This is a genomic window from Rhizobium sp. Root1334, assembly GCF_001426665.1.
In the GTDB taxonomy this organism is placed as follows: Bacteria; Pseudomonadota; Alphaproteobacteria; order Rhizobiales; family Rhizobiaceae; genus Pararhizobium.
On the sequence record NZ_LMEY01000001.1, the window covers coordinates 1,336,918 to 1,362,938 of the forward strand.

Annotated in this window: 24 protein-coding genes and 1 tRNA gene; 12 read left to right on the forward strand and 13 right to left on the reverse strand. The window is 60.3% G+C overall.

Going from position 1 to position 26,021, the window contains the following annotated elements:
• Positions 1-2: 2 nt before the first annotated feature.
• On the reverse strand, positions 3-1,385 hold the full coding sequence (locus ASD36_RS06525) for a nicotinate phosphoribosyltransferase (RefSeq protein WP_060501181.1): 1,383 nt from the start codon (positions 1,383-1,385) through the stop codon (positions 3-5).
• A 351-nt stretch (positions 1,386-1,736) separates the two neighbouring features.
• On the opposite strand from ASD36_RS06525, the gene ASD36_RS06530 reads away from it, so the two are divergent.
• Entirely contained in the window at positions 1,737-3,569 is a 1,833-nt protein-coding gene (locus tag ASD36_RS06530; protein WP_156393812.1) for a hypothetical protein, read from the forward strand.
• A gap of 82 nt (positions 3,570-3,651) precedes the next feature.
• On the opposite strand, the gene rpsA is transcribed toward ASD36_RS06530, so the two are convergent.
• From rpsA to ASD36_RS06545, 3 genes are all read right to left on the reverse strand, one after another.
• Positions 3,652-5,355, reverse strand: a complete 1,704-nt coding sequence (rpsA, locus tag ASD36_RS06535; protein ID WP_037104019.1) for a 30S ribosomal protein S1 — start codon at positions 5,353-5,355, stop codon at positions 3,652-3,654.
• Between the two features lie 120 nt (positions 5,356-5,475).
• The gene (gene cmk, locus ASD36_RS06540) at positions 5,476-6,105 is read right to left on the reverse strand and encodes a (d)CMP kinase (RefSeq protein WP_060512001.1); all 630 of its coding nucleotides are present in this window, start codon (positions 6,103-6,105) and stop codon (positions 5,476-5,478) included.
• On the reverse strand, positions 6,102-6,989 hold the full coding sequence (locus ASD36_RS06545) for a hypothetical protein (RefSeq protein WP_347360120.1): 888 nt from the start codon (positions 6,987-6,989) through the stop codon (positions 6,102-6,104). Before ASD36_RS06545 ends, cmk begins: the two co-directional genes overlap by 4 nt.
• A 250-nt stretch (positions 6,990-7,239) precedes the next feature.
• Here ASD36_RS06545 and ASD36_RS06550 point away from each other — a divergent pair, with 250 nt between their 5' ends.
• From ASD36_RS06550 to ASD36_RS06570, 4 genes are all read left to right on the forward strand, one after another.
• Positions 7,240-7,629, forward strand: a complete 390-nt coding sequence (locus ASD36_RS06550) for a TIGR02300 family protein (RefSeq protein ID WP_060501451.1) — start codon at positions 7,240-7,242, stop codon at positions 7,627-7,629.
• Between the two features lie 639 nt (positions 7,630-8,268).
• Positions 8,269-9,531, forward strand: a complete 1,263-nt coding sequence (locus ASD36_RS06560) for a DUF882 domain-containing protein (protein ID WP_082511921.1) — start codon at positions 8,269-8,271, stop codon at positions 9,529-9,531.
• A 348-nt stretch (positions 9,532-9,879) separates the two neighbouring features.
• Positions 9,880-9,955, forward strand: a tRNA-Ala gene (locus ASD36_RS06565).
• A gap of 155 nt (positions 9,956-10,110) precedes the next feature.
• Entirely contained in the window at positions 10,111-10,890 is a 780-nt protein-coding gene (locus ASD36_RS06570; RefSeq protein WP_060501193.1) for an SDR family oxidoreductase, read from the forward strand.
• Positions 10,891-10,944: 54 nt separating this feature from the next.
• On the opposite strand, the gene ASD36_RS06575 is transcribed toward ASD36_RS06570, so the two are convergent.
• Positions 10,945-11,196, reverse strand: coding sequence for a hypothetical protein (locus tag ASD36_RS06575; RefSeq protein WP_060501195.1), 252 nt, complete (start codon positions 11,194-11,196; stop codon positions 10,945-10,947).
• A 153-nt stretch (positions 11,197-11,349) separates the two neighbouring features.
• On the opposite strand from ASD36_RS06575, the gene ASD36_RS06580 reads away from it, so the two are divergent.
• Complete coding sequence (locus ASD36_RS06580) at positions 11,350-12,069, forward strand: Crp/Fnr family transcriptional regulator (protein WP_060501197.1); 720 nt, start codon at positions 11,350-11,352, stop codon at positions 12,067-12,069.
• Between the two features lie 16 nt (positions 12,070-12,085).
• Here ASD36_RS06580 and ASD36_RS06585 read toward each other — a convergent pair whose 3' ends face one another.
• The 3 genes from ASD36_RS06585 to tauA are packed head-to-tail and all read right to left on the reverse strand — an operon-like array spanning position 12,086 to position 14,789.
• A complete protein-coding gene (locus ASD36_RS06585; protein WP_060501199.1) occupies positions 12,086-12,928 on the reverse strand; it encodes an ABC transporter permease subunit in 843 nt (280 codons plus the stop codon).
• Positions 12,925-13,722 carry an ABC transporter ATP-binding protein gene (locus tag ASD36_RS06590; RefSeq protein ID WP_060501201.1) on the reverse strand — a complete coding sequence of 266 codons (798 nt, stop codon included), beginning with the start codon at positions 13,720-13,722 and terminating at the stop codon, positions 12,925-12,927. Before ASD36_RS06590 ends, ASD36_RS06585 begins: the two co-directional genes overlap by 4 nt.
• Positions 13,723-13,778: 56 nt before the next feature.
• Positions 13,779-14,789: a taurine ABC transporter substrate-binding protein gene (gene tauA, locus ASD36_RS06595; protein ID WP_060501202.1), complete on the reverse strand. Its 1,011-nt coding sequence runs from the start codon at positions 14,787-14,789 to the stop codon at positions 13,779-13,781.
• A gap of 217 nt (positions 14,790-15,006) precedes the next feature.
• On the opposite strand from tauA, the gene ASD36_RS06600 reads away from it, so the two are divergent.
• A complete protein-coding gene (locus ASD36_RS06600) occupies positions 15,007-16,374 on the forward strand; it encodes an LLM class flavin-dependent oxidoreductase (protein WP_060501204.1) in 1,368 nt (455 codons plus the stop codon).
• Positions 16,375-16,378: 4 nt separating this feature from the next.
• Here ASD36_RS06600 and ASD36_RS06605 read toward each other — a convergent pair whose 3' ends face one another.
• The 3 genes from ASD36_RS06605 to ASD36_RS06615 all read right to left on the reverse strand — a co-directional run bounded on the left by ASD36_RS06605 (position 16,379) and on the right by ASD36_RS06615 (position 19,039).
• Positions 16,379-17,032 carry a methionine ABC transporter permease gene (locus tag ASD36_RS06605; protein WP_037104003.1) on the reverse strand — a complete coding sequence of 218 codons (654 nt, stop codon included), beginning with the start codon at positions 17,030-17,032 and terminating at the stop codon, positions 16,379-16,381.
• On the reverse strand, positions 17,013-18,092 hold the full coding sequence (locus ASD36_RS06610) for a methionine ABC transporter ATP-binding protein (protein WP_060501206.1): 1,080 nt from the start codon (positions 18,090-18,092) through the stop codon (positions 17,013-17,015). Before ASD36_RS06610 ends, ASD36_RS06605 begins: the two co-directional genes overlap by 20 nt.
• A gap of 113 nt (positions 18,093-18,205) precedes the next feature.
• A complete protein-coding gene (locus ASD36_RS06615; RefSeq protein ID WP_060501208.1) occupies positions 18,206-19,039 on the reverse strand; it encodes a MetQ/NlpA family lipoprotein in 834 nt (277 codons plus the stop codon).
• A 269-nt stretch (positions 19,040-19,308) separates the two neighbouring features.
• Here ASD36_RS06615 and ASD36_RS06620 point away from each other — a divergent pair, with 269 nt between their 5' ends.
• Positions 19,309-19,737: an OsmC family protein gene (locus ASD36_RS06620; protein ID WP_060501209.1), complete on the forward strand. Its 429-nt coding sequence runs from the start codon at positions 19,309-19,311 to the stop codon at positions 19,735-19,737.
• Between the two features lie 77 nt (positions 19,738-19,814).
• Here ASD36_RS06620 and ASD36_RS31255 read toward each other — a convergent pair whose 3' ends face one another.
• Positions 19,815-20,084: a DUF1349 domain-containing protein gene (locus ASD36_RS31255; protein WP_244481801.1), complete on the reverse strand. Its 270-nt coding sequence runs from the start codon at positions 20,082-20,084 to the stop codon at positions 19,815-19,817.
• 131 nt (positions 20,085-20,215) lie between these two features.
• On the opposite strand from ASD36_RS31255, the gene ASD36_RS06630 reads away from it, so the two are divergent.
• From ASD36_RS06630 to ASD36_RS06640, 3 genes are read left to right on the forward strand one after another with little or no spacing between them, the layout of a single operon-like run.
• Positions 20,216-21,523 carry a UDP-glucose/GDP-mannose dehydrogenase family protein gene (locus ASD36_RS06630; protein ID WP_060501212.1) on the forward strand — a complete coding sequence of 436 codons (1,308 nt, stop codon included), beginning with the start codon at positions 20,216-20,218 and terminating at the stop codon, positions 21,521-21,523.
• A 45-nt stretch (positions 21,524-21,568) separates the two neighbouring features.
• Complete coding sequence (locus ASD36_RS06635) at positions 21,569-22,600, forward strand: NAD-dependent epimerase (protein WP_060501214.1); 1,032 nt, start codon at positions 21,569-21,571, stop codon at positions 22,598-22,600.
• Positions 22,581-23,357 carry a metallophosphoesterase gene (locus ASD36_RS06640; protein WP_060501216.1) on the forward strand — a complete coding sequence of 259 codons (777 nt, stop codon included), beginning with the start codon at positions 22,581-22,583 and terminating at the stop codon, positions 23,355-23,357. The genes ASD36_RS06635 and ASD36_RS06640 overlap by 20 nt, the downstream gene beginning before the upstream one ends.
• A gap of 23 nt (positions 23,358-23,380) precedes the next feature.
• Here the strand turns inward: ASD36_RS06640 and ASD36_RS06645 are convergent, their stop codons facing one another.
• Entirely contained in the window at positions 23,381-24,538 is a 1,158-nt protein-coding gene (locus tag ASD36_RS06645; protein ID WP_060501218.1) for a fumarylacetoacetate hydrolase family protein, read from the reverse strand.
• A 254-nt stretch (positions 24,539-24,792) separates the two neighbouring features.
• On the opposite strand from ASD36_RS06645, the gene ASD36_RS06650 reads away from it, so the two are divergent.
• Positions 24,793-25,977, forward strand: coding sequence for a TMEM43 family protein (locus ASD36_RS06650; protein WP_060501220.1), 1,185 nt, complete (start codon positions 24,793-24,795; stop codon positions 25,975-25,977).
• The last annotated feature ends 44 nt before the right edge of the window (positions 25,978-26,021 follow it).

A 26,021-nucleotide genomic window follows, 5' to 3' on the forward strand; every position in this document is an offset into this window, starting at 1 on the left:
GGTTATTTTGCCCGGGCGCGTATCTCGTCAAAACTCCAGTCGCGGAGCAGGTCGCCATTTTTCCAGACTGTCTCCAGATGATTGCGGCGATCCCTGAGCTCGTCGAGACGCGCTGCTTCGAGGCCGCCAGGGCCGCTGACGACCGCCTGACGGCCCGCCTTCGACGCCTTGACGTTCATGGTCGCAGGCCGTTTGAAGACATCGTGCCATTTGCCGGCTTCATCCAGCCGGGCATTGGTTTTCATCGCGAAAGAATAGGTGTCGCGATTGACCTTCTGCAACAGGCTGCCGCCCATGCCGAAGGCGATGTTTTCCGCAGAGAACCCGAATGCCTCCAGACGGCCCAGAATCTGGTTGATGTCGGCATTGGATATGCCGTCGCCCTGGATGACCCGGACGCATTTTTCAAGCACCTTGTAGCCCTTGCCGTTCAACACTGAGCCGAAATGATAGTCGAGCTGCTTGATCACATGCACCGGCGTCTCTATCGGGTCGCCGCTGTCGGGACGGATGACCACTGTGCCGCCGCTGGCCCTGACCTTTTCGCGCAATTGCTCGCCCCAGATTTCCGAGACGGCGTAGTTGATGTCGTAACTGTCGGACACGACAGCGAACATGCCGCGACCGGCAAAGCGGTCGATCATGTTGGAATAGGCTTCCGTTTCCCGCTCGACACCCCAGGCGGTCATCGTCGAATGTTCGGAAGCGGGGATCGAGAACCCGGCCATTTCGGCGCCATAGTACCGCCGGGCATAGAGCACGCCGGCCACCGTGTCCGTGCCCATGAAATTGACGAGATGCGCCGCGCCGCCGATACCGGCCTGTTCCTGCGCGCCAACCCCGCGCGCTCCAAAATCGTGCAGCCGGAAAGGCAGGACGGCGTCGGGGTCGTCGCAGGTTTTCTCCAGGATTGGCCGGATGATCTGCCTGATCTTGCGGGCATTGCTGGCGACCGACGATGGATACCAGACGGCACGCAAAAGCGCGGTCTCGATGTAGGACGTCAGCCAGAAGCTGTCGGGATCGGTATTGACCACCTGCACCATCGGCACACCACGGCGCAGCAGAGTACCTTCGGGCAACGCCTGGATCTCAAGCGGCAGATAGCCGCCGAAATGATCGACGATGCGCATCCAGCCGGCGCGATGGAACGGCAGGCCGTGAGCGAGGACGATCGCTTCGGCCTCATCGACATCGGCGCGTGTAACCGGCTTGCCGAGATACTCTTTAAGGAACATCTGCAGCCCGAAGAACAGCACATCGGCCTGTTCGGGATTGCCGCGGGTTTCAATATACGCGGAAATGCCGCTGGTGCCGGGCGGGTATTGCAGGAAATGGCTGAATTTGTAGCTATCGGTGTTGAGGATCAGGTTGGTCAGGTTCATCGCATTCCCCCCGAAAGCAATTCCATACGCGCAGCATAACCGGCGGCGGTAGCACGAGATGTACGCGAGCGGGGAAAGGGCGGCAAGAGCAAAGCAGGCGCCTGCCATCTCGGGGTAGCCGCTCTCGGTATGGTTAATATTCTGTCAATCATTCCGCGCTAATATGGAGCCATACAATGCTCGGCCAACTTGGTTCCGCAGCAGCCGCCGCAGTCTGGTCTGGCCGTGAATGAGCCGTCGGGCATGCGCATGAAGCGCCATCATCCCCCTGACGTATGCCTTACGGCATCCGACGCTTTCGTTGGCATGCCGAACAGATTTGGCCTCAACCCGAACGTGACGGAGATTGCGATGCTGATGCCCCTTCTCTCGGTCAAGACACCCGGCGCAGCAGCACAGGCGGCTGTCGCCATCGAAACGGTCGCGCCGCGAGAGCGGGCGCTACCGGTCGCGATGCCTGGCCGGATTTCGGGACATCAGTCGGAAGCGGTTTTGAAAATTCTGGAGACGCTGAACCGGCATCTGCTGGGAAGCGAGCCTCTGCCAAAGGACGCGCTGATCCGTTTGCTCGACACATTGTCGAAAATCCTGAAATTTCCGCCGCTGCCGCAGGAAACGCTTCGCGATTTCAGCAAGCGGCTAGCCGTCTTTATCGAAACGCTGCCACCGGCGGCGCGGGCGGCCCTTGAAAAGCAACTAGGCCAGCGCAATCTAGCGATCGTCATCAAGATGCTCGCCGAGGTGTTGAAGATGCCCTCGATTATCGAGATGCCGCGCTTGCTGGACAGACCCTTCCTGCCGCCCACCGCACCGCGCGCTGGCGGCACACAGCCGGACGGCAAGCCGACGCAAAATACCGCCATACAGCAGGGACAGACGACAGCTCCGGCCCGTCAGGCATCCGTGCCCAATCCGCAGACGATCGTCGCCGGCCCGGCAATCATTGCCGACCCCGGGCTGTTGCAGGCCGCCTTGAAAAAGGCCTTTGGCGGTGACGATACCACCCCAGCCATCATTGCCTTCGAAGAAAGCATCGATGCGGACACGGCGGCGGCGGCACCGCGTGCTGAGCAATCTGCAAAGGCCCAGACGGCGCGCGACGCCGCCCCCACCGGCGGGCAGCCGCAACACACCAGCAAGGCGAATTCGGAGACGATCCCGCTCCTGCGCGCCGCTGCTGCCTTTCTCGCCGCCGATCCGGAGGCCCTGTCTCTGGTCGCCACGATCGCATCCGGCATGGATGACCAGCTGAAAGCAGAGCTGGTGAAAGAACTGGAACTCGAGCTCTCCGGGCCGCAGGAAACATCCAAGCATAAGGAAGCATCGACCGGCTCTGACAGGCCTGAAGCCCATGGCGATGATTACCGCACGTCGGACGCTGAGCCAGACATTCCGGCCAATGCGGCGACGTCAACCGCCAAAATGACCGTTGCACGCAATCCCGACGAGGTCGATGGCTTCACGGATCACGATCTTGGCGAGTGGGAATTGGAGATCGAGGCGCAGGATCAATCCCTCACCGGCGCCGATGACATCCCCTCGCCTTCGGCCGAGATGGAGATAGACCGCCCGGAAAAGAGCCTTGCGCAGGCGCTGAAAGCGCTGGTCGAGGCCAGCCTGCCGTTGCCCGGTGCCGAGACATCCGACCCACTGTTTGCAACGCTTGCAGGCGACACGGCTGACATCAGCGCCGAAATCCTGTTTGCGCAGCTGGAAGCCTCCGAGAGTGCAGAAATGCTGCCGGACGCATCGTTGCTCACCGGCGATATCGGCGATCCGAGGGAGCTGGCCGGGCTTGAACCCGATACCTGGAACCCGATGCTGGATGGACCGGAGGAAAAGGCGGCGAGCCGCCAGATGCTGCCGCATTCGGCGACGGCGGAAGAGAATGCGCGTGAAGCCCTGACGCCGCGACTGCCCGACGCGGGCGTTATCCGCGATGCAATCCCCTTCGCGATGATCCCTTATCTGCCGGCAAAGACACAGGAGTTACGGACTCTCGAAGCGGAAGACGAAGAAAAACCATCCTTTACCGGCGAAGAGGATCAAGACCAGCAGGGCGAAGACGGCGACAAGCCGGAGAGCGAAGGCGAAGATACGGCTCCTGTGCAGCAGGCTGATCTGGACGAACGCGAGAGCGACGCCGCCTATGATCTCTACCGCCGTATGGGCGGCTACGGATGAAGCCATCCGGCACGGAAAGCAGGACATGAAAAAGCCCGCGGAAATCGCTTTCCGCGGGCTTCTCTATTCAGACTGCTAAGGCTTATTCGCCCGAGCGGTTCTTCAGGGCTGCGCCCAGGATGTCGCCGAGCGAAGCGCCCGAGTCGGACGAACCGAACTGTGCGACGGCTTCCTTCTCTTCAGCGATTTCCAGAGCCTTGATCGACAGCATGACCTTGCGGTCCTTCTTGGAGAAGTTGGTGACGCGAGCGTCGACAACCTGACCAACGGAGAAACGCTCCGGACGCTGTTCGTCGCGGTCACGCGACAGATCGGCACGGCGGATGAACGAGGTGAGGTCTTCGTGGTTGACAAGCTTCACTTCGATGCCACCGTCGTTGACGGCCAGAACTTCGCACGAAACAACGGCGTTCTTGCGCAGGTCGCCGGAAGCAGCAGCGTCGCCGACTGCGTCCTTGCCGAGCTGCTTGATGCCGAGCGAGATGCGTTCCTTTTCGACGTCCACATCAAGAACGACGGCCTTGACCATGTCGCCCTTGTTGTATTCCTCGATGACCTGCTCGCCCGGACGGTTCCAGTCGAGATCCGACAGGTGCACCATGCCGTCGACGTCGCCGTCGAGACCGATGAACAGGCCGAATTCGGTCTTGTTCTTGACTTCGCCTTCAACTTCCGTGCCAGCCGGATGGCTGTGCGCGAATGCCTGCCACGGGTTCTCGAGCGTCTGCTTGAGGCCGAGCGAGATGCGGCGCTTGGTCGGATCGACTTCGAGAACGACAACGTCGACTTCCTGCGTCGTGGACAGGATCTTGCCGGGATGTACGTTCTTCTTGGTCCAGGACATTTCGGAGATGTGGATCAGGCCTTCGATGCCGGGCTCCAGCTCTACGAATGCACCGTAGTCGGTGATGTTGGTGACGGTACCGGAGATCTTCTTGCCAACCGGGTACTTGGCACCGATGCCATCCCAAGGATCCGACTCGAGCTGCTTCATGCCGAGCGAGATGCGGTGGGTTTCCTGGTTGATGCGGATGATCTGAACCTTGACCTGCTGGCCGATGTTCAGGATTTCCGAAGGATGGTTGACGCGGCGCCATGCCATGTCTGTGACGTGCAGCAGGCCGTCGATGCCGCCGAGGTCAACGAACGCACCGTAATCGGTGATGTTCTTGACGACGCCGTCAACAACCTGGCCTTCTTCGAGGTTCTGGACGATTTCCGAACGCTGTTCAGCGCGCGACTCTTCGAGAACCGTACGGCGCGAAACAACGATGTTGCCACGGCGCTTGTCCATCTTGAGGATTTCGAAGGGCTGCGGGTTGTGCATCAGCGGGGTAACGTCGCGGATCGGACGGATGTCGACCTGGCTGCGCGGAAGGAAGGCAACGGCACCATCCAGATCGACGGTGAAACCACCCTTGACCTGGTTGAAGATGACGCCTTCGACGCGTTCGCCGGCTTCGAACTTGACTTCGAGGCGGACCCAGCTCTCTTCGCGGCGAGCCTTTTCGCGCGACAGAACAGCTTCGCCCATCGCATTTTCGATGCGCTCGACGTACACTTCGACTTCATCGCCGACCTTCAGCGTGCCGTCCTTGGCCTTCGCGCCGAATTCCTTCAGAGCGATGCGGCCTTCGACCTTGAGGCCGACGTCAACGATTGCGACGTCCTTCTCGATAGCCGTTACAATACCCTTGGTGACGTAGCCTTCGGCAAGATCCTGCGTAGCAAAGGATTCCTGCAGCAACGCAGCAAAATCGTCGCGGGTGGGGTTAGCTTGAGACATGAATACTCCTGATGTGCCTTCATGGGGCACAGGCGCCGGGGGTTAGCGTTGACAAGTCCAAAAACCATCCGCTCCAATCATGAAGGAGCAAATCCGGCGCGGGGATGGTGGTTCGGACGATTACTTCAATGCGGCGTCGACAAACGTCTTCGCCGTTAAGAATGCGGCCTCTATACTCATTTCAGAGGTATCTAGCAAGTGCGCATCGGCAGCCGGGCGCAGCGGGCTGTCGGCCCGCCCCATGTCGCGCTCGTCACGCTTGACGATGTCAGCCAGAATCTCCAGAAAATCGGCCGGAATGCCGTTGCCGACGATCTCGTCGAACCGGCGCCGGGCGCGCACTTCGGCCGAGGCCGTGACATAGAGTTTCACCGGAGCATTCGGGCAGACGACGGTGCCGATATCGCGGCCATCGAGAACCGTACCGGGCATACGCTCCGAAAAAGCACGCTGCGTCTCGACAAGCGCCTGGCGCACCAACGGCATGACGGCGATCTTGGAGGCGGCCTCGCCGATCGAGTGGGCAGACAGGACATTGCGGTCGAGCCCGGCAAGTTCGACGTCGCGGGCCATCTGCTCGGCAACCCTCTCGTCGTCCAAGGGTAGTCCGGCATCCAGCAGCGCCTTGGCGGTGGCACGGTAGGTCAGCCCGGTATCGAGATGATGGAAACCGTACTCCTCGGCGATGCGGCGGGACAATGTTCCCTTGCCCGCTGCCGCAGGTCCGTCGATGGCGATGATGAAAGTCATTGTTCTACCTGAAAATGGATATGATCGTCGTGGCGAGCCGCCCGGCAACCCTGGAATCTCACAGTATCGTTCTCGACGGCAAGCGTTTTTGCGAGATGCGGCTCAATGAATATCTTCTCGACGCCCTGTTTTCGCCCCTCAGACGATAACCATCGAACTGCTGTTGCCGTTCGCGCTTCATACAGAGACCAATCGACAAAAAGAGGCTGAAGAAACTGCAAATCCCAGCGGAAGGTCAAAAGATCATTGCGGCCGGCACAGGGTAGAGGTGCGTTGCCATCCGGTTGTTCAAAAGCGAAATAGCCGATCGGCGAACGCGTCTGCCCGTTCAACACTTCGCCGGCTTCCCCCCGGTAATAGAAGGCGACATCCAGCTTTCGCCCATCGCTATGTGAGAGATGCGGGAGAAGGGGGAATCCATTGATGAAGGGAAAGTTCGCATCCAGCGCCAGCGTCACGGTACCTGGAAATTCCGAAGCCATATGCTGAGCCAGAGCCTCCGCCGCCTGCTGCATACCGGCACTCACATAGTTCCGGTTGAGAACACAGTACAAAGGCGATTGGAGCTGAAGTGGCGCGGCATCGCTGAAACACGGCAGCGCAACCCGCCCGAACGCCGGTGCCACGGCATGTGCAGCAACCGTTGCCAAAACATAGAGAAATAGGAAAACAATCGCTTTGAGCAGGCGGCCGCTGATTTGCAGAACGCGGGACGCCGCAATCGAGGCCAGAAAAACTACCCCGCCAATCTGGGTCAGAAGCGTCAGGACGACAAAGATAAAAACGCTACAAATCAATGCCATTATAACTTCACTATCCGGTTTCACCGCCGCTTCTCGCCCAAAAACCAGTTGGTCCGCTCGTTTCAGCCGCTGTGACGTCACAGCCAATCTCCACATCGGAGAAAAGTCTGACACTGCGCAGAGCGCGTTATCCGCGACTTTGCGCGCTGCGTAACAGCAAGTTGCAGAATGGTCATCCTCTCTTCCAAAGAAAAGCGCAGCGGACGCCTGAACAAGTTAATCTTTGACAGATGAAGCCAAGACGACTATGGGGACCGGCTAATTCATTTCACCTTCAACGCCGGTATACCGGCAGATGCCGGTAATTCCGGCCATTCAAGAGGCTTTGACCGTGGCAAAAGCGGAACTTGGAACCAAACGCGTCGATCCGGAAACGGGCCGTAAATTCTACGACCTGAACAAGGATCCGATCGTTTCTCCCTATACCGGAAAATCCTACCCGCTCTCCTTCTTCGAGGAAACATCCGTTGCCAAGGTAATGGAAAAGGCGGCCGAAGAAGACGAGGTTCAGGAAGTCGATACCGAGAACCCAGAAGTCGAACTGGTCTCGCTCGAGGATGCCGACAGCGAAGCAGCCGGCGGCGACGACCTTCCGGATCTGGGCGATGACGACGTCGAAATCGAAGGCGATGACGACGATACGTTCCTCGAAGCCGACGAAGACGACGAGGACGGCCTGTCCGACCTGATCGGCGTATCGGACGACGACGACGAGGTCTAATTTCAAGACCTGATTAACCGGATATCTCAGACTCTCGGCGACGGGAGTTTGAGACGGCCGGCGTTAGACTGAATAACGAATAATGAGCGAAGCGCCTTTGCGCTCCTCCTTCGGGCATCATCAGCCCCATCGCTTATAGGCCGATACCGTCTCCCCAACGGCAAAGCGGATACTCCCCCTTCTGACCTGAAATACAAAGCATCCTTGACGCGGTTCCGCCGTATCAAGAGCGGGCGGCATGTCGCCACATGGCAAGTGCGGGACTAATATCCCATCATTTTTTACAGCACAGGCGCAATCCGGGCGACCTCCGGTTGGCCGGTTACAACGGCTGCCTCCCCCTCAAGCATCACCCCACCCGCAGCGCTGCGCAATGACCGCGTCCGGCACGAAACACCGGCCGGTTGAGCGGCAAATATCGCATCGCACGCGATCATCAACCGCTTGTTAGGACTTTGTTGACCATAATTCATGCCGGAGGCGGCGTTGAGCGCGGCCATTCCGAAGTGTTTGAGTAGTCAACTTCAGGCGAGGTTTGTTGTGTCAGCGTATGTACGGGACAAGAGTTCAGTCGGATATGTCATCAATCAGGCTGTAGCGCTGGTCTCCGGCATCGTAAACCATGCCACGCGGCTGGCCATGACGGCGCTCTTTACGCTGGCCGCCATCCTCGGATCCGCAGTCACTGCGATGGCGGAGGATCGGGCGCTAAAACTGTATTTCACCCACACGGGCGAAAAAGCCACGATCACCTACAAGCGCAGCGGACGGTTTGATCCGAAGGGAATGGACAAGATCAACCGGTTCCTGCGGGATTGGCGGCGCAACGAACCCGCCCGTATGGATCCCCGTCTGCTTGATCTGGTATGGGAGGTTTACGATCGCAGCGGCGCAAGCGGCTATATCCACATCGTCTCGGCCTATCGATCCCCGGCAACCAATAGCATGCTGCGGTCCCGCTCGCGCAGCACAGGCGTCGCCAAGAACAGCCAGCATACGCTCGGCAAGGCCATGGATTTCTTCATTCCCGGCGTCAAGCTTTCGACAGTGCGCGCTCTGGCGATGCAGATGCAGGTCGGCGGCGTTGGCTATTACCCTACCTCGGGATCTCCGTTCGTCCACCTCGACGTCGGCAATGTCCGTGCCTGGCCGCGCATGTCCCGCAAGGAGCTGGCACGGATATTCCCGACCGGGCGCACGATGCACCTCGCAGCCGATGGCAGTTCACTGCCTGGCTACACGCAAGCGGTGGCGGACTACAAAAAGCGCGTCAGCTCCACCTCGATCAAGATCGCCAGCACGGCGCGGCAGGACAAGAACGCCAAATCACCTGCGGAAGCGTCGCGTACGGATGGCGAACAGCGTGGCCTGCTGACAGCACTCCAGTCTTCCCCGCGAAGCAAGGCCCTCGACGCCCTTGCCATGCAAACAGCTCCCGGCGGCAACGCTGAAAAACAACCGTTCACCGATCTCTCCTCCTATGCCGTTCCCATCCCGTCGATACGGCCAGCCGTTCTGACCGTGAGCGCTCCGTCGCCGGATACCATCGAGACAGCTTCGATCGGGCCGATCTCCGCACTTCCAGCGATTGAAACACCCATAACATTGCACGGCTCTGGCGGATTTGAACCACTCGCGACCGCGCACGCGACCTTGAAGGCACGGATGGAGATCATCGGGTCCCTGCCAATGACAGGATCCTGGAAACGGGGTGGAGACTTCGCAGCGATCTCCGGCAAGTCGCTGATAACATGGGCGCTGCATTCGCCCGGCGACGTTATCGGCATGAGAGCCCCACGCGTTTCAAGGCAAACGCTACAGGTGACAGCCGGTGAAATCATCCCGCCCACCGAAGCAAGAGCCTTCAACACCGACCGCTTTGGGAGCGCACCCGAAGGTTGATCGTCCTTGCGCTTCAAGACCAGGCGCAAGGTGCGGCGCATGTCCCTCAGCAGGGATACGTCCCCCCGGGAACATCAGGACAATTCTGAGCAACCTTTTATGCGATAGAGATTGCGGCCTGGCGGCTCGCTGAAAGCCTGCCTCTAAACCTCACAAAATTCAAACAATTGGCATCCGCACCGGGTTTTCAACGACGTGCGGACGTTGGGCTCCCCGCTCACACAATAAAAACGTCGCCCTTTGTCTTTTTCGGCTTGCCATCTGCAAAAAGCAGAAGTAATAAGCCGCCACCGCCGAGCGAAACCGCTTCGGACGGTTCCCGGAAACCGGCTTCGCCGGACCCGTTATGGGGCTATAGCTCAGCTGGGAGAGCGCTTGCATGGCATGCAAGAGGTCAGCGGTTCGATCCCGCTTAGCTCCACCAAATTCTTCCTCGTACATTATTGAGTATGCCAAACCTGTTTGGTTTGAACTCATGCGCCGTGTCCGCCATCTCCCCTCGCCTCATCTTTCCCATTGACTGAACGCCGCTCCCGCGCTCCAACCGTTTCCACATCACAGTGGTAGCAGGAGCACATCATGGACCTCGGCATCAACAGCAAGCGGGCACTCGTTCTCGGCGGCAGCAAGGGGCTGGGGCGCGGGATTGCCGAGGCGCTGGCCGCTGAGGGAGCCATTGTCGCTTTAACAGGCCGCGACCTGGCGAAGGCGCAACAGAGTGCAGCGCAGATCGGTGATTCGGTCCGCGGGCTTGCGCTTGATCTGGCCAACCCTGATGCCATCGATCCGTTTCTCGACCGGCTCGTGGCCGATTTTGGAAAAATCGATATCCTGGTGCTCAACGGTGGCGGGCCGCCGCCAAGCTTGGCGGCCGAGATCGATCCGGCGTTCTGGCGCGCCCAGTTCGACACGATGGTTCTGGCCGGTATGCGCATCACCAACCGCTTGCTGCCCTCCATGCGGCAAAACGGCTGGGGGCGGATCATGGCCGTGGCTTCCACCAGCATCCGCGAGCCGATCCCGGGCCTGACCGCCTCCAATGCGCTGCGCAGCGCCGTTGCCGGCTGGCTGAAGACGCTGGCGGGGGAAGTGGCGGCTGAGGGCGTTACCGTCAACATGCTTCTGCCCGGACGGCTGGCGACGGACCGGACGCTGAGCTTCGACCGGATCGATGCGGAAAGCGAAGGATTAAGCATCGAGACCGTGGCCGCCCGCAGCCAGTCGGATATTCCGATCGGCCGCTACGGTACTCCGGCCGAGTTCGGAGCGGCGGCGGCTTTTCTCGCCAGCCAGCAGGCAGGCTACATCACCGGTGTGGCGCTGCCGATTGACGGCGGCCTTAGCCGGGCGATGATATAGCCCCTTGCGCGCGCCGCCGGCGGATGGCGGCGCGGCCAGAGGCAAAACATATAGCTAATTGCCTGGCTCGTCATCGAACCACGCATTGCTGAAGGTCAGATTGGCCACAGAAACGACCCGGCCTTTGTCATCGCGCACGACGACGGATACCGCGCCATTAGACTGCTCGCCAATCTCCTCCTGAACGACATCCAGCAGAATGCGGGTAACTTCTCGTGTCACGCTGGCGCGCGTTGAAAGTTCCAGCCCGTCTTTGTCGCGGGTTACGCCGTCACCATTGTGCAGATCGAAAAAGTAACGGCTCATTATCGTCGCATCCCCTTGAACGATCAGGAATTCGCCGGAATGAAAATAGTTCCTGAAATCAACAGGATTCGTCGTTCATGTGTCAATGTTAAATGAGCCCCGGCCGTTTGTGGGATAGGTGGAGAGCCCATCCCTCACACGGCATGCCGCAAATTGATTGAATCCCTGCTTCTCAACCTTCAAAGCCATGATGTGGTGTCGCCGCACGAGGTGACATTGCTCAGGAACCTGATCTGGCGTGACCGGCGCTTCAAGGTCGATGAGGAAATCGTGGTCGAGGGATCGCGGCCGGGCTATAGCACGCTTTTGATCGACGGCTTTGCAGCGCGCTACAAGTTCCTGGCCGATGGCACGCGCCAGATCACCGCTTTGCACATTGCCGGCGATTTCGTCGATCTACACGCGTTTCTTCTGAAGACCATGGACCATGGCATCGTCGCCATGTCGCAATGCCACGTGGCCTTCGTCGAACATGGCGACCTCAAGGCCATCACTGAATCTCAACCGCATCTGAGCCGCCTCTTGTGGCTGGACACGCTGGTGGATGGCGCCATTCATCGCGAATGGATCGTGGCGATGGGGCGGCGGTCCAAAAAGGCGCATCTTGCCCACCTGGTCTGCGAGCTGTTCATGCGGCTACAGGTGGTTGGGCGGACCACAGGCTACAGCTTCCATTTTCCGCTGACTCAGGTGGAACTTGCCGATGTGCTTGGCATCTCGCTGGTTCACCTCAACAAGACCCTGCAGATCCTGCGCAAGTCCGAGCTTCTGACCTGGATCGGCCAGATGATCACCATTCTCGACTGGACGCGCCTGCAGGAACTGGCGCAGTTCGACCCGACCTATCTCAGCCAGACCGTTGAACCGCGTTAGCGAATTTATACCGTGATCAGCGATGCGCCGCCCAGGGCACGAACCAGCGTTCCAGCAGGCGCGCCAGAATCTCGAACAGAAACGCGATCGCGGCAATGACGATGATGCCGGCAATCACGATGTCGGTGACGAGGAACTGCGCGGCCGACTGGATCATGAAGCCGAGGCCGCGGCTTGCGGCCACCAGCTCGGCTGCCACCAACGTCGACCAGCCGGCACCGAGGGCGATGCGGGTGCCGGTCAGGATCGACGGGATGGCGCTGGGCAGAATGACCTGCGCGAGGATCTGTAGACGAGTCGCGCCGAACGACCTGGCGGCGTTGATGAAATCGGCCGGTGCGGATTTGACCCCGGCGGCCGTCGACAGGATGATCGGCGGCAGCATGGCAAGCGCGATGACAGTGATCTTCGATGCCTCGCCGATGCCGATCCAGATGATGATCAATGGCAGATAGGCCAGGGGCGGCAGCGGCCGCAGGAATTCGACGATGGGATCGAGAATGCTCTTGCCGATACGGCTGGTGCCGATGGCAAGACCGGCGGGAATGCCGATGACGAGTGCGGCGGCAAGGGCTGCGAAAATACGCAGCAGGCTGGCAAGCGTGTGCTGCGCTAGCGTCGAATCGACGAAGCCGTTGACCGCGACGGAATAGATCGCCTTCAAAACGATCAGAGGCGATGGCAAAAAGAGCGGTGACACCAGGCCATAGGCCGAGGCAAGGCTCCAGGCAGCGATGATGACGGCGATGGTTGCCAGCGAGAGCGGCAAGGTTCCGGGGCTGCGTTTTGGCCTTTGCGCTTCGGTCACGGCAGGCGCAGCCGGGGCGACGGGCGCAATGGTGCCGATATTGATGGTCATGCCGCTTCCTCCTCGCTATCCGCATGGATGAGCCCGGTCAGGCCATCGTGAAGACGGCGGTATTCCGGTGATATCTTGATATCCTGCAGCGATTTTCCGTTGAGCAACTGCTTGCCGAAGCTTGCCGGGATATCGGCGATAATACGGCCGGGATTGGGCGCCAGCACAACGACGCGGGTGGCAAGCAGCATGGCTTCCTCGATACTGTGGGTGATCAAAAGCGCCCCGGTCTTGCTCTCCGACCAGACCTTGAGCAGGAATTGCTGCAGGCGGGTGCGGGTCAGCGCATCGAGCGCGCCGAGCGGCTCGTCGAGCAGCAGGAAACGCGGCTCGGACGCCAACGCTCGGGCGATGCCGACGCGCTGGCGCATGCCGCCCGACAATTCCCAGATGTTCTTTGTTCCCGCACTCTCCAGACCGACCTTTGCCAGCAACTCGTCGGCCCGGAACCGCCGCTCCCCTTTGGCGACGCCGCGCAGCTTGAGCGGAAAGGCAACATTGTCACGGGCATTCAGCCAGGGATAGAGCGCATCGTCCTGGAAGACGACAGCACGATCTACAGCAGGACCGGTAATGTCGGCGCCATCCACCGAAACCCGGCCGGATGTGGGCTTGAGAAACCCTGCCGCAAGATTGAGCAGGCTGGTCTTGCCGGAACCGGAGCGGCCGATGACCGCGATGAATTCGTCCGACGCCAGATGCAGCGTCACGCTATCGAGCACGAGCCGCGTCTGGCCACTGGTGCGATCGGCCGGAAAAGCGAGGGAAACAGATTGCAGCGACAGGACGCTCATGATCACACCGATGGTTTGCGGTGCTGGAACCCCTGTTGGATTCCAGCACCTGTTTCTTAAAGACCGGCCTTGGCGGCGTCGACGACCCAGCGTGACGAAACGTAGGGCGCGTAGTCGGGGAGGACTGCGGGGATCTTTCCCTGCTCCAGCAGGAAGGCCGAGGTTTCCGCGACGGCCTTAACCGTACCGCCGCCCAGCAGATCGGCACCGGCCTGCTCTTCGAGCGTCGGGAAATGATAACCCTTCAGGAGAGCCGGAACTTCCTCGACCTTGGCGCCAGTCAGCTTGGCGATCTTTGCGGCTTCCGGCGATGCTGCGTTCCAGCTGTCCGGATTGGCACGGTAGGATTCGTATGCCTTGCCGGTCACCTGAACGAAGCCGGTGACGATTTCCGGATGCTCTTCGGCGAATTTCTTGCTGACGATCCAAGCATCGAATGTCGGGCCGCCCCATGAAGCGACATCCGCTGAGGTGGCCAACACGCTGCCGGTTTTCTTCAGTTCGGACAGGACAGGATCCCAGACATAAGCGCCGTCGATATCGCCGCGTTCCCAGGCGGCGGCGATTTCCGGCGGCCGCAGGTTGAGGATTTCGACCGACTTCGGATCGACCTTCCAGTGCTTCAGCGCGGTCAGCAGGCTGTAATGGGCGGTGGAGACGAAGGGCGTCGCGATCTTCTTGCCGGCAAGCCCTTCAGGCTTGTCGATGCCCTTGACGGCCAGCGCCTCCGCTTCCGAGATCAGGCCGACAACGAAGATCGTCTCGATCGGGATTTCGCGGCTGGCGGCGGCCGCCAGCGGCGAGGAGCCGACATAACCGATATCAAGCGAGCCGGAAGCGATGGCGGCAATGACATCGGCACCGCCATCGAATTTCTGCCAGTTGATCTTGGCGCCGGTCACCTTTTCATAGGTACCATCGGCCTGCGGTACGCGCGACGGCTCGACGATCGGCTGGTAGCCGATATTGACGTTGACGTCGGCGGCGTAGGAAAAATTGCTCTGCGTCATGAAAGCGAGAACGGCCAAGCTGGCAGTTCCCAAAAGGCGGCGTCGATTGATTGTCATGTCCCTCTCCCGGCAATGGTTCAATGGCATTCCGCGCCGAAGGCTCCGGTGGAATGAGGTTTAATCATTGTAAAATTCATAGAATTTATAGAGATAAAAAATTCCCGGATTTGCGGTACTTTCGTAATGCGAATCTAAAATAGCGGACGACCTAGGTGTTTTCGCCGGAATGGCGCGAAGCCGTGAAAAGCGCTATCGAGAGGCAGGGGACGGCAACATGAAGACAATGCAGATTTACGCCTTCGACATGAACTGTGCCGGACACATCAATCATGGCCTGTGGACCCATCCGCGCGACCAGTCGATGCGCTACACCGATCTCGACTATTGGACGGACCTGGCGATCACTGCCGAGCGCGGCAAGCTCGATGGGCTGTTCCTGGCGGATATTGTCGGGGTCTATGACGTCTACAAGGGTAGCCCTGCCCCGGTCATCGAGACCGGCGCGCAAATTCCGGTCAACGATCCGCTCATCCCGATTTCCGCGATGGCGCATGTCACCAAACATCTGGGTTTCGGCGTCACTGTCAATACGACGTACGAGCCGCCTTTTCTGCTGGCGCGGCGCATGTCGACGCTGGACCACCTGACCAAGGGCCGGATCGGCTGGAACATCGTCACCGGCTACCTCGACAGCGCCGCCCGCGCCATGGGCATGCAGCGTCAGCCGGAGCATGATGCCCGCTACGATGCGGCGGAAGAGTATCTCGAAATCCTCTATAAGCTCTGGGAAGGCAGCTGGGACGACGACGCGGTGCTGCGCGACAAGACGGGCCAGGTGTTTGCCGATCCCTCCAAGGTGCGGGCGGTCAGCCATGAAGGTAGCTACCACAGGATGGAGGGTATCCATCTCAGCGAGCCCTCGCCGCAACGCACGCCATTGCTGTTTCAGGCCGGCGCCTCGGCGCGAGGCCAGGATTTTGCCGGCAAACATGCGGAATGCGTCTTCATTGCCAGCGCCACCCCGCAGGCTGCCAGGCCGATCGTCGAAGGCTTGCGCCGGAAAGCCGAAGAATTCGGCCGGGGCCGTGATGCCCTGCGCATCCTCAATCTGTTGACCGTCGTTGTCGGGCGGACGGAAAAGGAAGCGCAGGAGAAGCTGGAAGACTATCGCCACTATTCCAGCGTCGAGGCCTCGCTGGCGCATTATTCCAGCTCCATCGGTATTGATCTCTCAAAATACGGGCTGGACGAACCCATCGAACAATTGACCACCAACGCCAACCAGTCGGCGCTCGCCGCCATTACCAAACAGGCGGCAAAACCGGTGACAGTCCGGCAGATCACCGGACAGATGGTGCTGGGCAGCCGGATGAAGCCGGTTGTCGGTTCACCGGAGCAGATTGCCGATCATTTACAGATGTGGATCGAGGAAGCCGGCATCGACGGCTTCAACCTTGCCCGAACCGTAGCGCCGGAAAGCCTTGCGGATTTCGTCGATCTGGTCGTGCCGGTGCTGCAGGAGCGGGGCCTGTTCAAGGCGGATTATGCTGAGGGACCACTGCGGCAGAAAGTCTTCGGCGGCGAAAACGGGAGGTTGACCGCCTCCCATCCCGCCGCCGCTTTCAGACACAACAGAACTTAGCCGGCTATTTGTGATCGAGTCTGGCGACAAGGCGGTCGCCGAGCCACTGGATGCCGCAGACGAGAACGATCAGAACGATCACCACGGCGATCATCACCGTCGTCTCGAAACGCTGGTAGCCATAGCGGATGGCAAGGTCGCCGAGACCACCAGCCCCGATAGCCCCGGCCATCGCGGAAGCGCCAACCAGTGTGACCAGCGTGACGGTGAAGCCCGCCACGATGCCCGGCATGGCTTCCGGCACCAGCACCTCGCGAATGATCGTCCAGCGATTGCCGCCCATGGCGCGCACCGCATCAATCAGGCCGCGATCGACCTCCCGCAATGACACCTCGGCGATGCGCGCATAATAGGGGGTCGCGGCAATCGCCAGCGGCACGATCGCCGCCCAGGTGCCGAGCGCCGTTCCGACGATCAGGCGCGTCACCGGGATCAGCGCAACGAGCAGGATGATGAAGGGAACCGAACGGAAGCCGTTGACGATGGCACCGAGCACGCTGTTCAGCCATGGATTTTCGGCAATGCCACCACGGGCGGTGGCGACGAGCGCCAGCCCCAGCGGCAGGCCGGCAACCAGCGAGATGATGCCGGAGGCACCGGTCATCAGGATGGTTTCCCAGAGCGAACGGACAAGCAGTTCAAGCATGATTGGCGTCATAACCAAGCACCTCCACCCGCGCACCGCGGGCTTTTAGAAATGTCTGTACCTTTTCCGGCAGCGAAGCGTCGCGCGCGGGAACGGCAATGAAGAAACGGGCCACCGGCTGGTCCTGGATATGGTCGATCCCGCCATGCACGAGCCGGAATGACTGCGGCAGCACTTGCGACAGATCGGCAAACAACGCTCCCTGCGCGGCAGGACCGGCCATGTCGATGCTGAGGATTTGCTCATCACCGGAGACCGGCGACAGCCGTGCAGAGATATGTTCCGGCAACTGCGGGCGAATACCGCTCAGCAGGCGCTGGGTGATCGGCGCCTGTGGATCAGCAAAGACGGACCAAACCTGGCCTTCTTCGACAATCCGGCCGGCATCGATAACGGCAACCCGGTCGGCAACGCTACGCACCACTTCCATCTCGTGGGTGATGAGCAGGATGGTCAGGCCGAGCTTCTGATTGATGTCCTTCAGCAGCGCCAGGATCGAACGGGTCGTTTCAGGATCAAGTGCCGAAGTGGCTTCGTCGGACAAGAGCAATGCCGGACGGGCGGCGAGAGCACGGGCAATGCCGACACGCTGCTTCTGACCGCCAGACAGGGACGACGGATAGGCCTTGGCCTTGTCGGACAGCCCGACGAGGTCAAGCAGTTCGGCGGCGCGCTTCAGACGCTCGGCCTTTCCGAGGCCTTCGATCTTCAATGGCAGCGCGACGTTTTCCTCGACGGTCTTTGCTGACAGGAGATTGAAGTGCTGGAAAATCATGCCGATGCGGCGGCGCAGCGGCTGCAGGTCCTTTTCGGTAAGGCCGGTGATATTGCGGCCTTCGATATGGATTTCGCCGCTGTCGGCCTGTTCCAACCCGTTCAGGCAGCGGATCAGCGTCGATTTGCCGGCACCACTGCGGCCGATAATGCCGAGGATTTCGCCCTTGCGCACCGTTAGCGAAACGCCGTCCAATGCCGGCGTCGCACCGAAGCGCCGCTTGACGTCCGTCAGCCGGACGACCTCTTCGGCCTGCGGCATCGCCACGCTTGCAGGCGCGGAAACAACAGAATTCATGCCTTGTCCTTTGTTCGGTTTTCGGGCGTCTCTATAACGCCCAAGGCGGCCCTGGCAAACAAATGCCAGAGCCGCCCGTTTTTTGAGTACACTCGATTGAGCGCCGGTATCGATCAATAGGCGCTGACGCCCGTGCCCTTGTAGACCTTGTCGAACTCGGCCTTAACGGCGTCGTTCTGATAGGACGAGACCAGCGTCTTCACCCAGGCTTCGTTCTCTGTGCCAGCCTTGACGGCAATGAAGTTGCGGTAAGGATTGTCGTTGACCGGTTCCTGGGCGATACGGTCCTCCGCAGACAGGCCACTCTTCAGCGCCCAGTCGGTGTTGACGACAGCCGCATCGAGATCTTCAATCGCACGGCCGACAACGCCCGCATCCAGTTCCTTGATTTCGACCTTCTTCGGATTTTCAACGATATCGGCGATCGTCGCCAGAATGCCGGTGCCGTCCTTCAGCTTAATGATGCCTTCGTTCTGCAGCACGCGTAGCGCCCGGCCTTCGTTCGATGGATCGTTCGGAACGCCAATCACGGCGCCTTCCGGCAGTTCAGCAATGGTCTTGAACTTCTTGGTGTAGAGACCGATCGGCCAGACGGCGGTAAAACCGGCATTGACGATGTGATAGCCGTGCTGCTGAATCTGGTTGTCGAGGTAAGGCTGATGCTGGAAGGCGTTGGCGTCGACTTCACCGCGCTCAAGCGCTTCGTTCGGCTGAGTATAATCGTTGAACACGACGGTTTCGATCGTCAGGCCCTTCTTGGCGGCTTCGGTGGTGACAACGCGCCAGACGTCTTCGTCCTCGCCGCTGATGATACCGACCTTGATCGACTTGTCTTCAGCAAAGCTTGCGGACGGCGTAGCAAAGCCAGCGATTGCAGCGGCGGAAACGGCAAGTGCGGCCAGGGCCGCACGGCGCGAAAGGGTGTTGAGAAGAGTCTTTTTGGTCATTGTCTGTCCCGTCCTGTCAAATGAGGCGACCGCCCCGGTGTGAAACGGTTATCGCAAAATCGGCGGCGGCCAGCCAAGCAAGATTGCCTCTTATCCGGTGACAGCCGGGAAAACTCTTGCGGATGTCGCGCCATTTGCGGACACAAATTTCCATAAAATCCGTAGACTACTTAATCCAGCAGGTTTTATGGGCGGCAGAAGCCAAAATTGCTTCCAACACAGGAAAAATTGCATATCAAATGGGCCAGATGTGTTTTTAGGAGAGAAAAGTGGCGGAATTGACGACAAAAACGAGGCCGACAGGCGCAACCGCTGTTCTCGCCCGGCACGGGTTCCCACAGGTGACATCCGCGACCGGCGGCGAAATCCAGATCGTCACCGGTCCGTCGCAGCCCGGCTTCAACCCGATCGACCTTTTGTATGCATCGCTCTCCGCCTGCCTGACGATGAGCGCCCGGATCGCTGCAAGCCAGATGGGCCTACTCGACCGGCTGACCGAAATCCGCGCCGACGTCAGTGGCGAGAAGGCGACCGAGGGCCTGTCGCGTGTTGCGAAATTCAATGTGGTTCTGACGATTGAGGGGGACATTCACGATGAAGCACGGCATGCGATCGCGCAGGCCGCTGAAGAGGAAATCTGCACGGTCAGCAATACGCTTCGTGGCGGCTCGGAGTTTTCAATGACCGTTCGCGGCTGAAGAGCTGTGAATTAATCGTGATCTGCCTCATATGGCACGCGATCTGGTCGAACCGGAATTGAATGCGCACGGCGGCATCATGGCGCGTCAGCCGCACGGAAAACGGAGCGGACGGTGAAATCTCCAGAGATCGGGGCCAGATAGGCATGGCCGCTATCGCGGTGGAAGCCGTAGAAAGTTTCCTGCCAGAAATCGGTTTCTGCGTCCGTTTTCAGAGACAGCCTGGCGGCATCCCTTGCCAGACAGCGGGCTCGTTGTGTCAGCGAAATGCCCCGGCCATGCTGCTTTCCTTGTCGCCAGTGGCTCTTGTCATGGCGGCAATCTAGCCATCGGGGACGGGCTGGCAAGGTGGGCCATGCGCTGGCACTTCACATCCGGCATTGGCAAGGCGCATCTGTTTGACTAAGGATGCCGCTATGGGTGCATCCTGGCTGTTGACCGATGCCGCCTGCGCTATGAGACATTCTGGGAGTGTGCCATGAAAATCACGATGATCGGTGCCGGTTATGTCGGACTTGTCTCCGGCGTTTGTTTTGCTGATTTCGGCCATGACGTCATCTGTATCGATAAGGACGCGCGCAAGATCGAAGCGCTGCTGGCCGGACGCATCCCGATTTTCGAACCCGGCCTCGAGCAGCTGGTCGCCGACAATGTCAAGGATGGGCGCCTGAGCTTTACGACCGATCTTGCCACCAGCGTGTCCGAAAGCGACGTGATCTTCATCGCCGTCGGAACACCGTCACGCCGCGGCGATGGCCATGCCGACCTGTCCTACGTCTATGACGCCGCCCGCGAGATTGCTGCGCATGTGACCGGCTTTACCGTCATCGTCACCAAGTCGACCGTGCCGGTCGGCACCGGCGACGAGGTCGAGCGGATCATGCGCGAGACCAATCCGGATGCCGATATCGCCGTGGTCTCCAACCCGGAATTCCTGCGCGAAGGTGCCGCCATCGATGACTTCAAGCGGCCCGACCGTATCGTCATCGGGCTGAACGACGAACGCGCCCGCAGCGTGATGACCGAAGTCTACCGGCCACTCTATCTCAACCAGTCGCCGCTGCTCTTCACCACGCGCCGCACCTCCGAACTGATCAAATATGCCGGCAATGCCTTCCTTGCCATGAAGATCACCTTCATCAACGAGATGGCGGACCTGTGCGAAAAGGTCGGCGCCAACGTGCAGGAAGTCGCGCGCGGCATTGGTCTCGATGGCCGTATCGGCGGCAAATTCCTGCATGCCGGTCCGGGCTATGGCGGCTCCTGCTTCCCGAAGGACACACTGGCGCTGGTCAAGACCGCCCAGGATCATGACAGCCCGGTCCGCCTGATCGAGACCGTTGTCTCTGTCAACGACAACCGCAAGCGCGCCATGGGCCGCAAGGTGATCGCGGCTGCCGGCGGCGACGTGCGCGGCAAGAAGGTCGCGGTGCTCGGCCTCACTTTCAAGCCGAATACCGACGACATGCGCGACAGTCCGGCCATTGCGGTCATCCAGGCACTCACCGATGCCGGCGCCATCGTGACCGGTTATGATCCCGAGGGTATGGAAAACGCCAGGAAGGTGATCGACGGCATTGCCTATGCCGATAACCCCTATGAGGCAGCGGAGGGCGCGGACGCGCTGGTGATCGTCACCGAATGGAACGAGTTCCGGGCACTTAATCTCGCCCGCCTGAAGACCTTGATGAACACAGCGCTGCTCGTCGATCTCAGAAACATCTATCAGTCCGGCGAAGTGACGAAACACGGCTTCATTTATACCAGCATCGGCCGGCCGCAATAGGGCCACCACGGGCCTGCGACGACACAAGACAAGCAAGGAGCCGGTATGCGCTATCTGATCACGGGAACGGCAGGGTTCATCGGGTTTCACCTGGCCAAGCGGCTGCTGGACGACGGTCACTTCGTTACCGGCTTCGACGGAATGACGCCCTATTATGACGTCCGCCTCAAGGAACGGCGCCATGCGATCCTCGCCCGGTCGAACGGCTTTCGGCCCGTGATCGGCATGCTTGAGGACAAGGCGGCGCTGGATCAGGCGGCCGAGATCGGGGAACCCGACGTCATCGTCCATCTCGCTGCGCAGGCGGGCGTGCGCTACAGTCTTGAAAACCCCAAGGCCTATGTCGATTCCAACCTGATCGGCTCCTGGAACATGCTGGAATTGGCCAAGGCCGTGCAGCCCAAGCATCTGTTGCTCGCCTCCACTTCCTCGATCTACGGCTCCAACGAGAAGATCCCGTTTGCGGAAACCGACCGGGCCGACGAACCGATGACGCTCTACGCCGCCACCAAGAAGTCCGGCGAGTTGATGGCTCACAGCTATGCCCATCTCTACAAGGTGCCAACGACCGCTTTCCGCTTCTTCACGGTTTACGGCCCCTGGGGCCGCCCGGATATGGCACTGTTCAAGTTCGTCGATAGCATCCTCAACGGCCGGCCGATCGAGATTTATGGCGAAGGCCGGATGAGCCGCGACTTCACCTATATCGACGATCTCGTCGAAGGCATCGTCCGGCTGATGGGCGTTGTTCCGTCAGAGGAGAACCGCGTCGAAGAAATCGACACCCTGTCGCGCCACGCACCCTTCCGGGTCGTCAATGTCGGCGGCGGGCAACCGGTCGAGCTGATGCGGTTCGTCGAGACGGTTGAAGCCGCCGTCGGCCGCCCGGCCATCCGCTCGATGCTGCCGATGCAGCAGGGCGATGTTCCCCGAACCTTTGCAGCGCCTGATCTTCTCAACAGCCTTACCGGCTTTACACCCTCCATTTCGGTGGAAGAGGGCGTTCGCCGCTTCGTCGAATGGTATCGCGCCGAGATGGTGGCGGCAGGGGCGGTTGATGATCCGCGGCATCCGTGATTTCCTGCGCGGTGGCGCTCATGCGCCATCGCCGAAACAAAGAAGGAAGCTCCTTTTCGACCGGGCTCCCGACCATATCTATGCGGTCGGCGACGTGCACGGATACGATGACACTCTGGGCAGACTGGAAGACCTGATCGTTGCGGACAGCCGCAAGCGCGATGGCATCAAATGGCTGGTCATGCTCGGTGACTACGTCGATCGCGGACCAAAATCATCCACCGTGCTCACCCGTCTGACGACCCGGCCCCTCGTTGGCATCCGCCGCATCTGCCTTGCCGGCAATCACGAGGCGGTCATGCTCGATTTTCTCGGCAATCCCTCTCCAGATCACCACTGGCTGCGGTTGGGCGGCCTGGAAACGCTGTATTCCTACGGGTTGAACAGGCTTCCAGCCGACCGCGAGGAGAGAAAAAAACTGCTGCGGTCTCTCATTCCCGTCCAGCATGTCGCCTTCCTCGAATCCCTCCCCTCGATGTTGCAGGTCCCAGGTTACTGCTTTGTCCATGCAGGTCTGAAAACGGGTGTCGCACCCGCCGACCAGAAAGACGCAGACCTCCTGTGGCTGCGCCCGCTGGCCTTGACGGACGATGCCCCGGCCGAAGGCTTCGTCACCGTTCACGGCCACACGCCGGTGGCGGGGGTCGAGATTGGCACAGGGCGTATCAATGTCGATACCGGCATCTACATGAGCGGCATTCTCTCGGCCGTTCGCCTTTCGCGCAACGAGCCACCGGACATCATCCAGAGCCGGTAAACACGCTCACCGCGGAAAACACATCAGAGCAATCCACGCGCTGCCAGATTGCGCATCAGGGCGGAGGGCCCGAACGTCCAGGGCGGGCATTCGGTCGAGAGCCGCACCGTATTGGTCAGCGATCCCAGTTCGGCATTCGAGATCGTGACGACATCGCCGATCTTGTGTGTAAACCCCTGCCCAGGCGCATCGCGGTCCTCGACCGGCGCAAACAGGGTGCCCATGAACAGCATGAAGCCATCAGGATACTGATGATGACGGCCGATGGTCTGGAAAACCAGGTCGAGCGGATCGCGGCTGATTTCCCGCATCGTGCTTGCGCCCTTGAGGACGAACCCGTCGGGGCCGCTGATGGTCAGCGACAGGTCGGCCTTGCGCACATGGTCGATCGTATAGGTGTCGTCGAACAGACGGATGAACGGGCCGATGGCGGACGAGGCATTGTTGTCCTTGGCCTTGCCAAGCAGCAGGGCTGAACGGCCCTCGACATCGCGCAGGTTAACGTCGTTGCCGAGCGTCGCCCCCTTGACCCGTCCCTGACTATCGACGGCCAGCACGATTTCCGGCTCGGGATTGTTCCATTTGGAGATCGGATGCAGCCCGACCGACGCCCCCCAGCCGACCGAGGCCAGGACCTGCGCCTTGGAAAAAACCTCTGCATCCGGTCCGATACCGACTTCCAGATATTGCGACCAGACGCCGACCTCGATCAACGCCGCTTTCACCTTCGCCGCCTCCGGCGATCCCGCTTTCAGGTCGCGCAAGCTATCGCCGATAATGGCGGTGACGCGCTGACGCATGGTTTCGGCCAAAGCCGGATTTCCCGCAGCCTTTTCCTCAATGACACGCTCGATCATCGACCGGGCGAAGGTGACACCGCAGGCCTTGACCGCCTGCAGATCGCACGGGGCAAGCAGATGGATGGCCGAGAGATCGCCGGCGGCTTCCACCGAGGCGGTCATGATGGCTTCGAGGGTGGACAGGCGCTCGCCCTGACAGTCCGAGAGGAACCCGATGGGATCCTCCAGTTCCAGAAGGTCGCGCATCGTCGGCACGTCTTTCGACGTGATGTCAATGAGATCGCCACCGCGCAGGACCACCAGCGCCGGACCCGCAACATCCGGCCGCCAGACGCGCCCGACGAACGTTCCCGTTCCAAACACTTCGTTGACCGATGTCATGCCGCCCCTCCCGAACAAAACTCACGGCCGCAAGATACAAGCCGTTGGATCATGGGCAAGGGATGAAATGGAAAAACGGCTCTGCTTGCGGGAAAGGAATGCCCCGAAATCTTTGCGAAGCGCCCAAAGAGTGTTCACCGCGACGGGGGATCGTTCTATCTAATTTTACTGATTTACTGATAGCACCTGTGTCATCGAATAAGTGTGTCGAACCAACCGTTAGACGGATGGGCACCAACAGAGGGACAAGGAGCATGAGCTTTACGGAAACAACAAAGACGTCGTGGTTTTCACGGCTGAAAAGCGGCCTTGCCGGGCTGTTGATCGGCCCAATCCTCGTCATCGGGATGATCTGGCTTCTGTCCTGGAATGAAGGCCGCTCGGTCCAGACCTATCGTGCGCTGGTGGAAGGTGCCGGTATCGTCGCTTCTGTCGAGAACGGCACCGTGGATCCGGCCAATGAAGGCAAGCTCGTGCATGTTTCCGGCCCCGTAAAACCGGACGGCACGCCCGAGGATCCGATGCTGGGCGTCTCGGCAGAGGGGGCTGCCGGCCTCAACCGCCAGGTAGAGATGTATCAGTGGATCGAAGACAGCAAGAGCGAGACCCAAAAGACGCTCGGCGGTGGCGAAGAGACCGTCACCACCTACAGCTACAAGAAGGAATGGCGCCCGCGCCCGGTCGATTCGTCCGATTTCAAACAGAGCGACCAGCACCAGAACCCTGACATGCCGATCGAGGGGGACCGGTTCACCGTGGCGACCGCAACGCTCGGCGCCTTCACGGTCGATGGCAAGGCGGTCGCCAATCTCGGGACAGAGACGCCGGTCAAGTTATCTCCCGGTGTCATCGCGCAGGTCACGGCAGCGCTCGGTTCCGACAAGCCGGTCAATGCCAATGGCACCACCCTCTACGTTTCGCAGAACCGCCAGAACCCGGCCATCGGCGACCTGCGCATCAGCTTCAGCCGCGAGGACATCGCTGAAGCCAGCTTCGTCGGCGCCCAGACGGGGACTAATCTCACCGGCTACAAGGCCTCCAATGGCCGCGAACTGTTTCTGAGTGCTGCCGGAAAGGTCGATGCGCCGCAGATGTTCGACGCCGCCCAGAGTGAGAACACGCTGATCACCTGGCTCATTCGCGGCGGTGGAATGCTCGGCATGTTCATCGGTTTTGCCATGATGCTGTCAATTCTCGGTATCATTGCCGACGTCATTCCGTTCGTCGGGTCGATCGTCGGCTTCGGCACCTCGGTGATCGCTATTATCCTGACGCTGATCCTCGGGCCTCTGGTCATCGCCATCGCCTGGATTGCCTACCGGCCGGTGCTGGCCATTGCCATCATCGCCGGCGGCATCCTGCTTGCCGCCGGACTGATCTATCTGAAGCGCAACAAGACGGCGGCAGTTCAGGCGCCAATAACGCTCGGCCGGGCCTGAAAGCCCGAACCATCGTCAACCCGAAAGGCCCGTGGCAAATGAGC

What these genes read in the sequence shown, in the direction of transcription:
- ASD36_RS06605 (WP_037104003.1), bottom strand. Translation starts at nt 17,032, where the DNA reads ATGACGCCAATCATGCTTGAACTGCTTGTCCGTTCGCTCTGGGAAACC.
- ASD36_RS06635 (WP_060501214.1), top strand. Translation starts at nt 21,569, where the DNA reads ATGCGCTATCTGATCACGGGAACGGCAGGGTTCATCGGGTTTCACCTG.
- ASD36_RS06610 (WP_060501206.1), bottom strand. Translation starts at nt 18,092, where the DNA reads ATGAATTCTGTTGTTTCCGCGCCTGCAAGCGTGGCGATGCCGCAGGCC.
- ASD36_RS06585 (WP_060501199.1), bottom strand. Translation starts at nt 12,928, where the DNA reads ATGACCATCAATATCGGCACCATTGCGCCCGTCGCCCCGGCTGCGCCT.
- ASD36_RS06640 (WP_060501216.1), top strand. Translation starts at nt 22,581, where the DNA reads ATGATCCGCGGCATCCGTGATTTCCTGCGCGGTGGCGCTCATGCGCCA.
- ASD36_RS06560 (WP_082511921.1), top strand. Translation starts at nt 8,269, where the DNA reads ATGACGGCGCTCTTTACGCTGGCCGCCATCCTCGGATCCGCAGTCACT.
- ASD36_RS06575 (WP_060501195.1), bottom strand. Translation starts at nt 11,196, where the DNA reads ATGAGCCGTTACTTTTTCGATCTGCACAATGGTGACGGCGTAACCCGC.
- ASD36_RS06650 (WP_060501220.1), top strand. Translation starts at nt 24,793, where the DNA reads ATGAGCTTTACGGAAACAACAAAGACGTCGTGGTTTTCACGGCTGAAA.
- ASD36_RS06600 (WP_060501204.1), top strand. Translation starts at nt 15,007, where the DNA reads ATGAAGACAATGCAGATTTACGCCTTCGACATGAACTGTGCCGGACAC.
- ASD36_RS06570 (WP_060501193.1), top strand. Translation starts at nt 10,111, where the DNA reads ATGGACCTCGGCATCAACAGCAAGCGGGCACTCGTTCTCGGCGGCAGC.
- tauA (WP_060501202.1), bottom strand. Translation starts at nt 14,789, where the DNA reads ATGACAATCAATCGACGCCGCCTTTTGGGAACTGCCAGCTTGGCCGTT.
- ASD36_RS06645 (WP_060501218.1), bottom strand. Translation starts at nt 24,538, where the DNA reads ATGACATCGGTCAACGAAGTGTTTGGAACGGGAACGTTCGTCGGGCGC.
- rpsA (WP_037104019.1), bottom strand. Translation starts at nt 5,355, where the DNA reads ATGTCTCAAGCTAACCCCACCCGCGACGATTTTGCTGCGTTGCTGCAG.
- ASD36_RS06615 (WP_060501208.1), bottom strand. Translation starts at nt 19,039, where the DNA reads ATGACCAAAAAGACTCTTCTCAACACCCTTTCGCGCCGTGCGGCCCTG.
- ASD36_RS06525 (WP_060501181.1), bottom strand. Translation starts at nt 1,385, where the DNA reads ATGAACCTGACCAACCTGATCCTCAACACCGATAGCTACAAATTCAGC.
- ASD36_RS06590 (WP_060501201.1), bottom strand. Translation starts at nt 13,722, where the DNA reads ATGAGCGTCCTGTCGCTGCAATCTGTTTCCCTCGCTTTTCCGGCCGAT.
- ASD36_RS06630 (WP_060501212.1), top strand. Translation starts at nt 20,216, where the DNA reads ATGAAAATCACGATGATCGGTGCCGGTTATGTCGGACTTGTCTCCGGC.
- ASD36_RS06530 (WP_156393812.1), top strand. Translation starts at nt 1,737, where the DNA reads ATGCTGATGCCCCTTCTCTCGGTCAAGACACCCGGCGCAGCAGCACAG.
- cmk (WP_060512001.1), bottom strand. Translation starts at nt 6,105, where the DNA reads ATGACTTTCATCATCGCCATCGACGGACCTGCGGCAGCGGGCAAGGGA.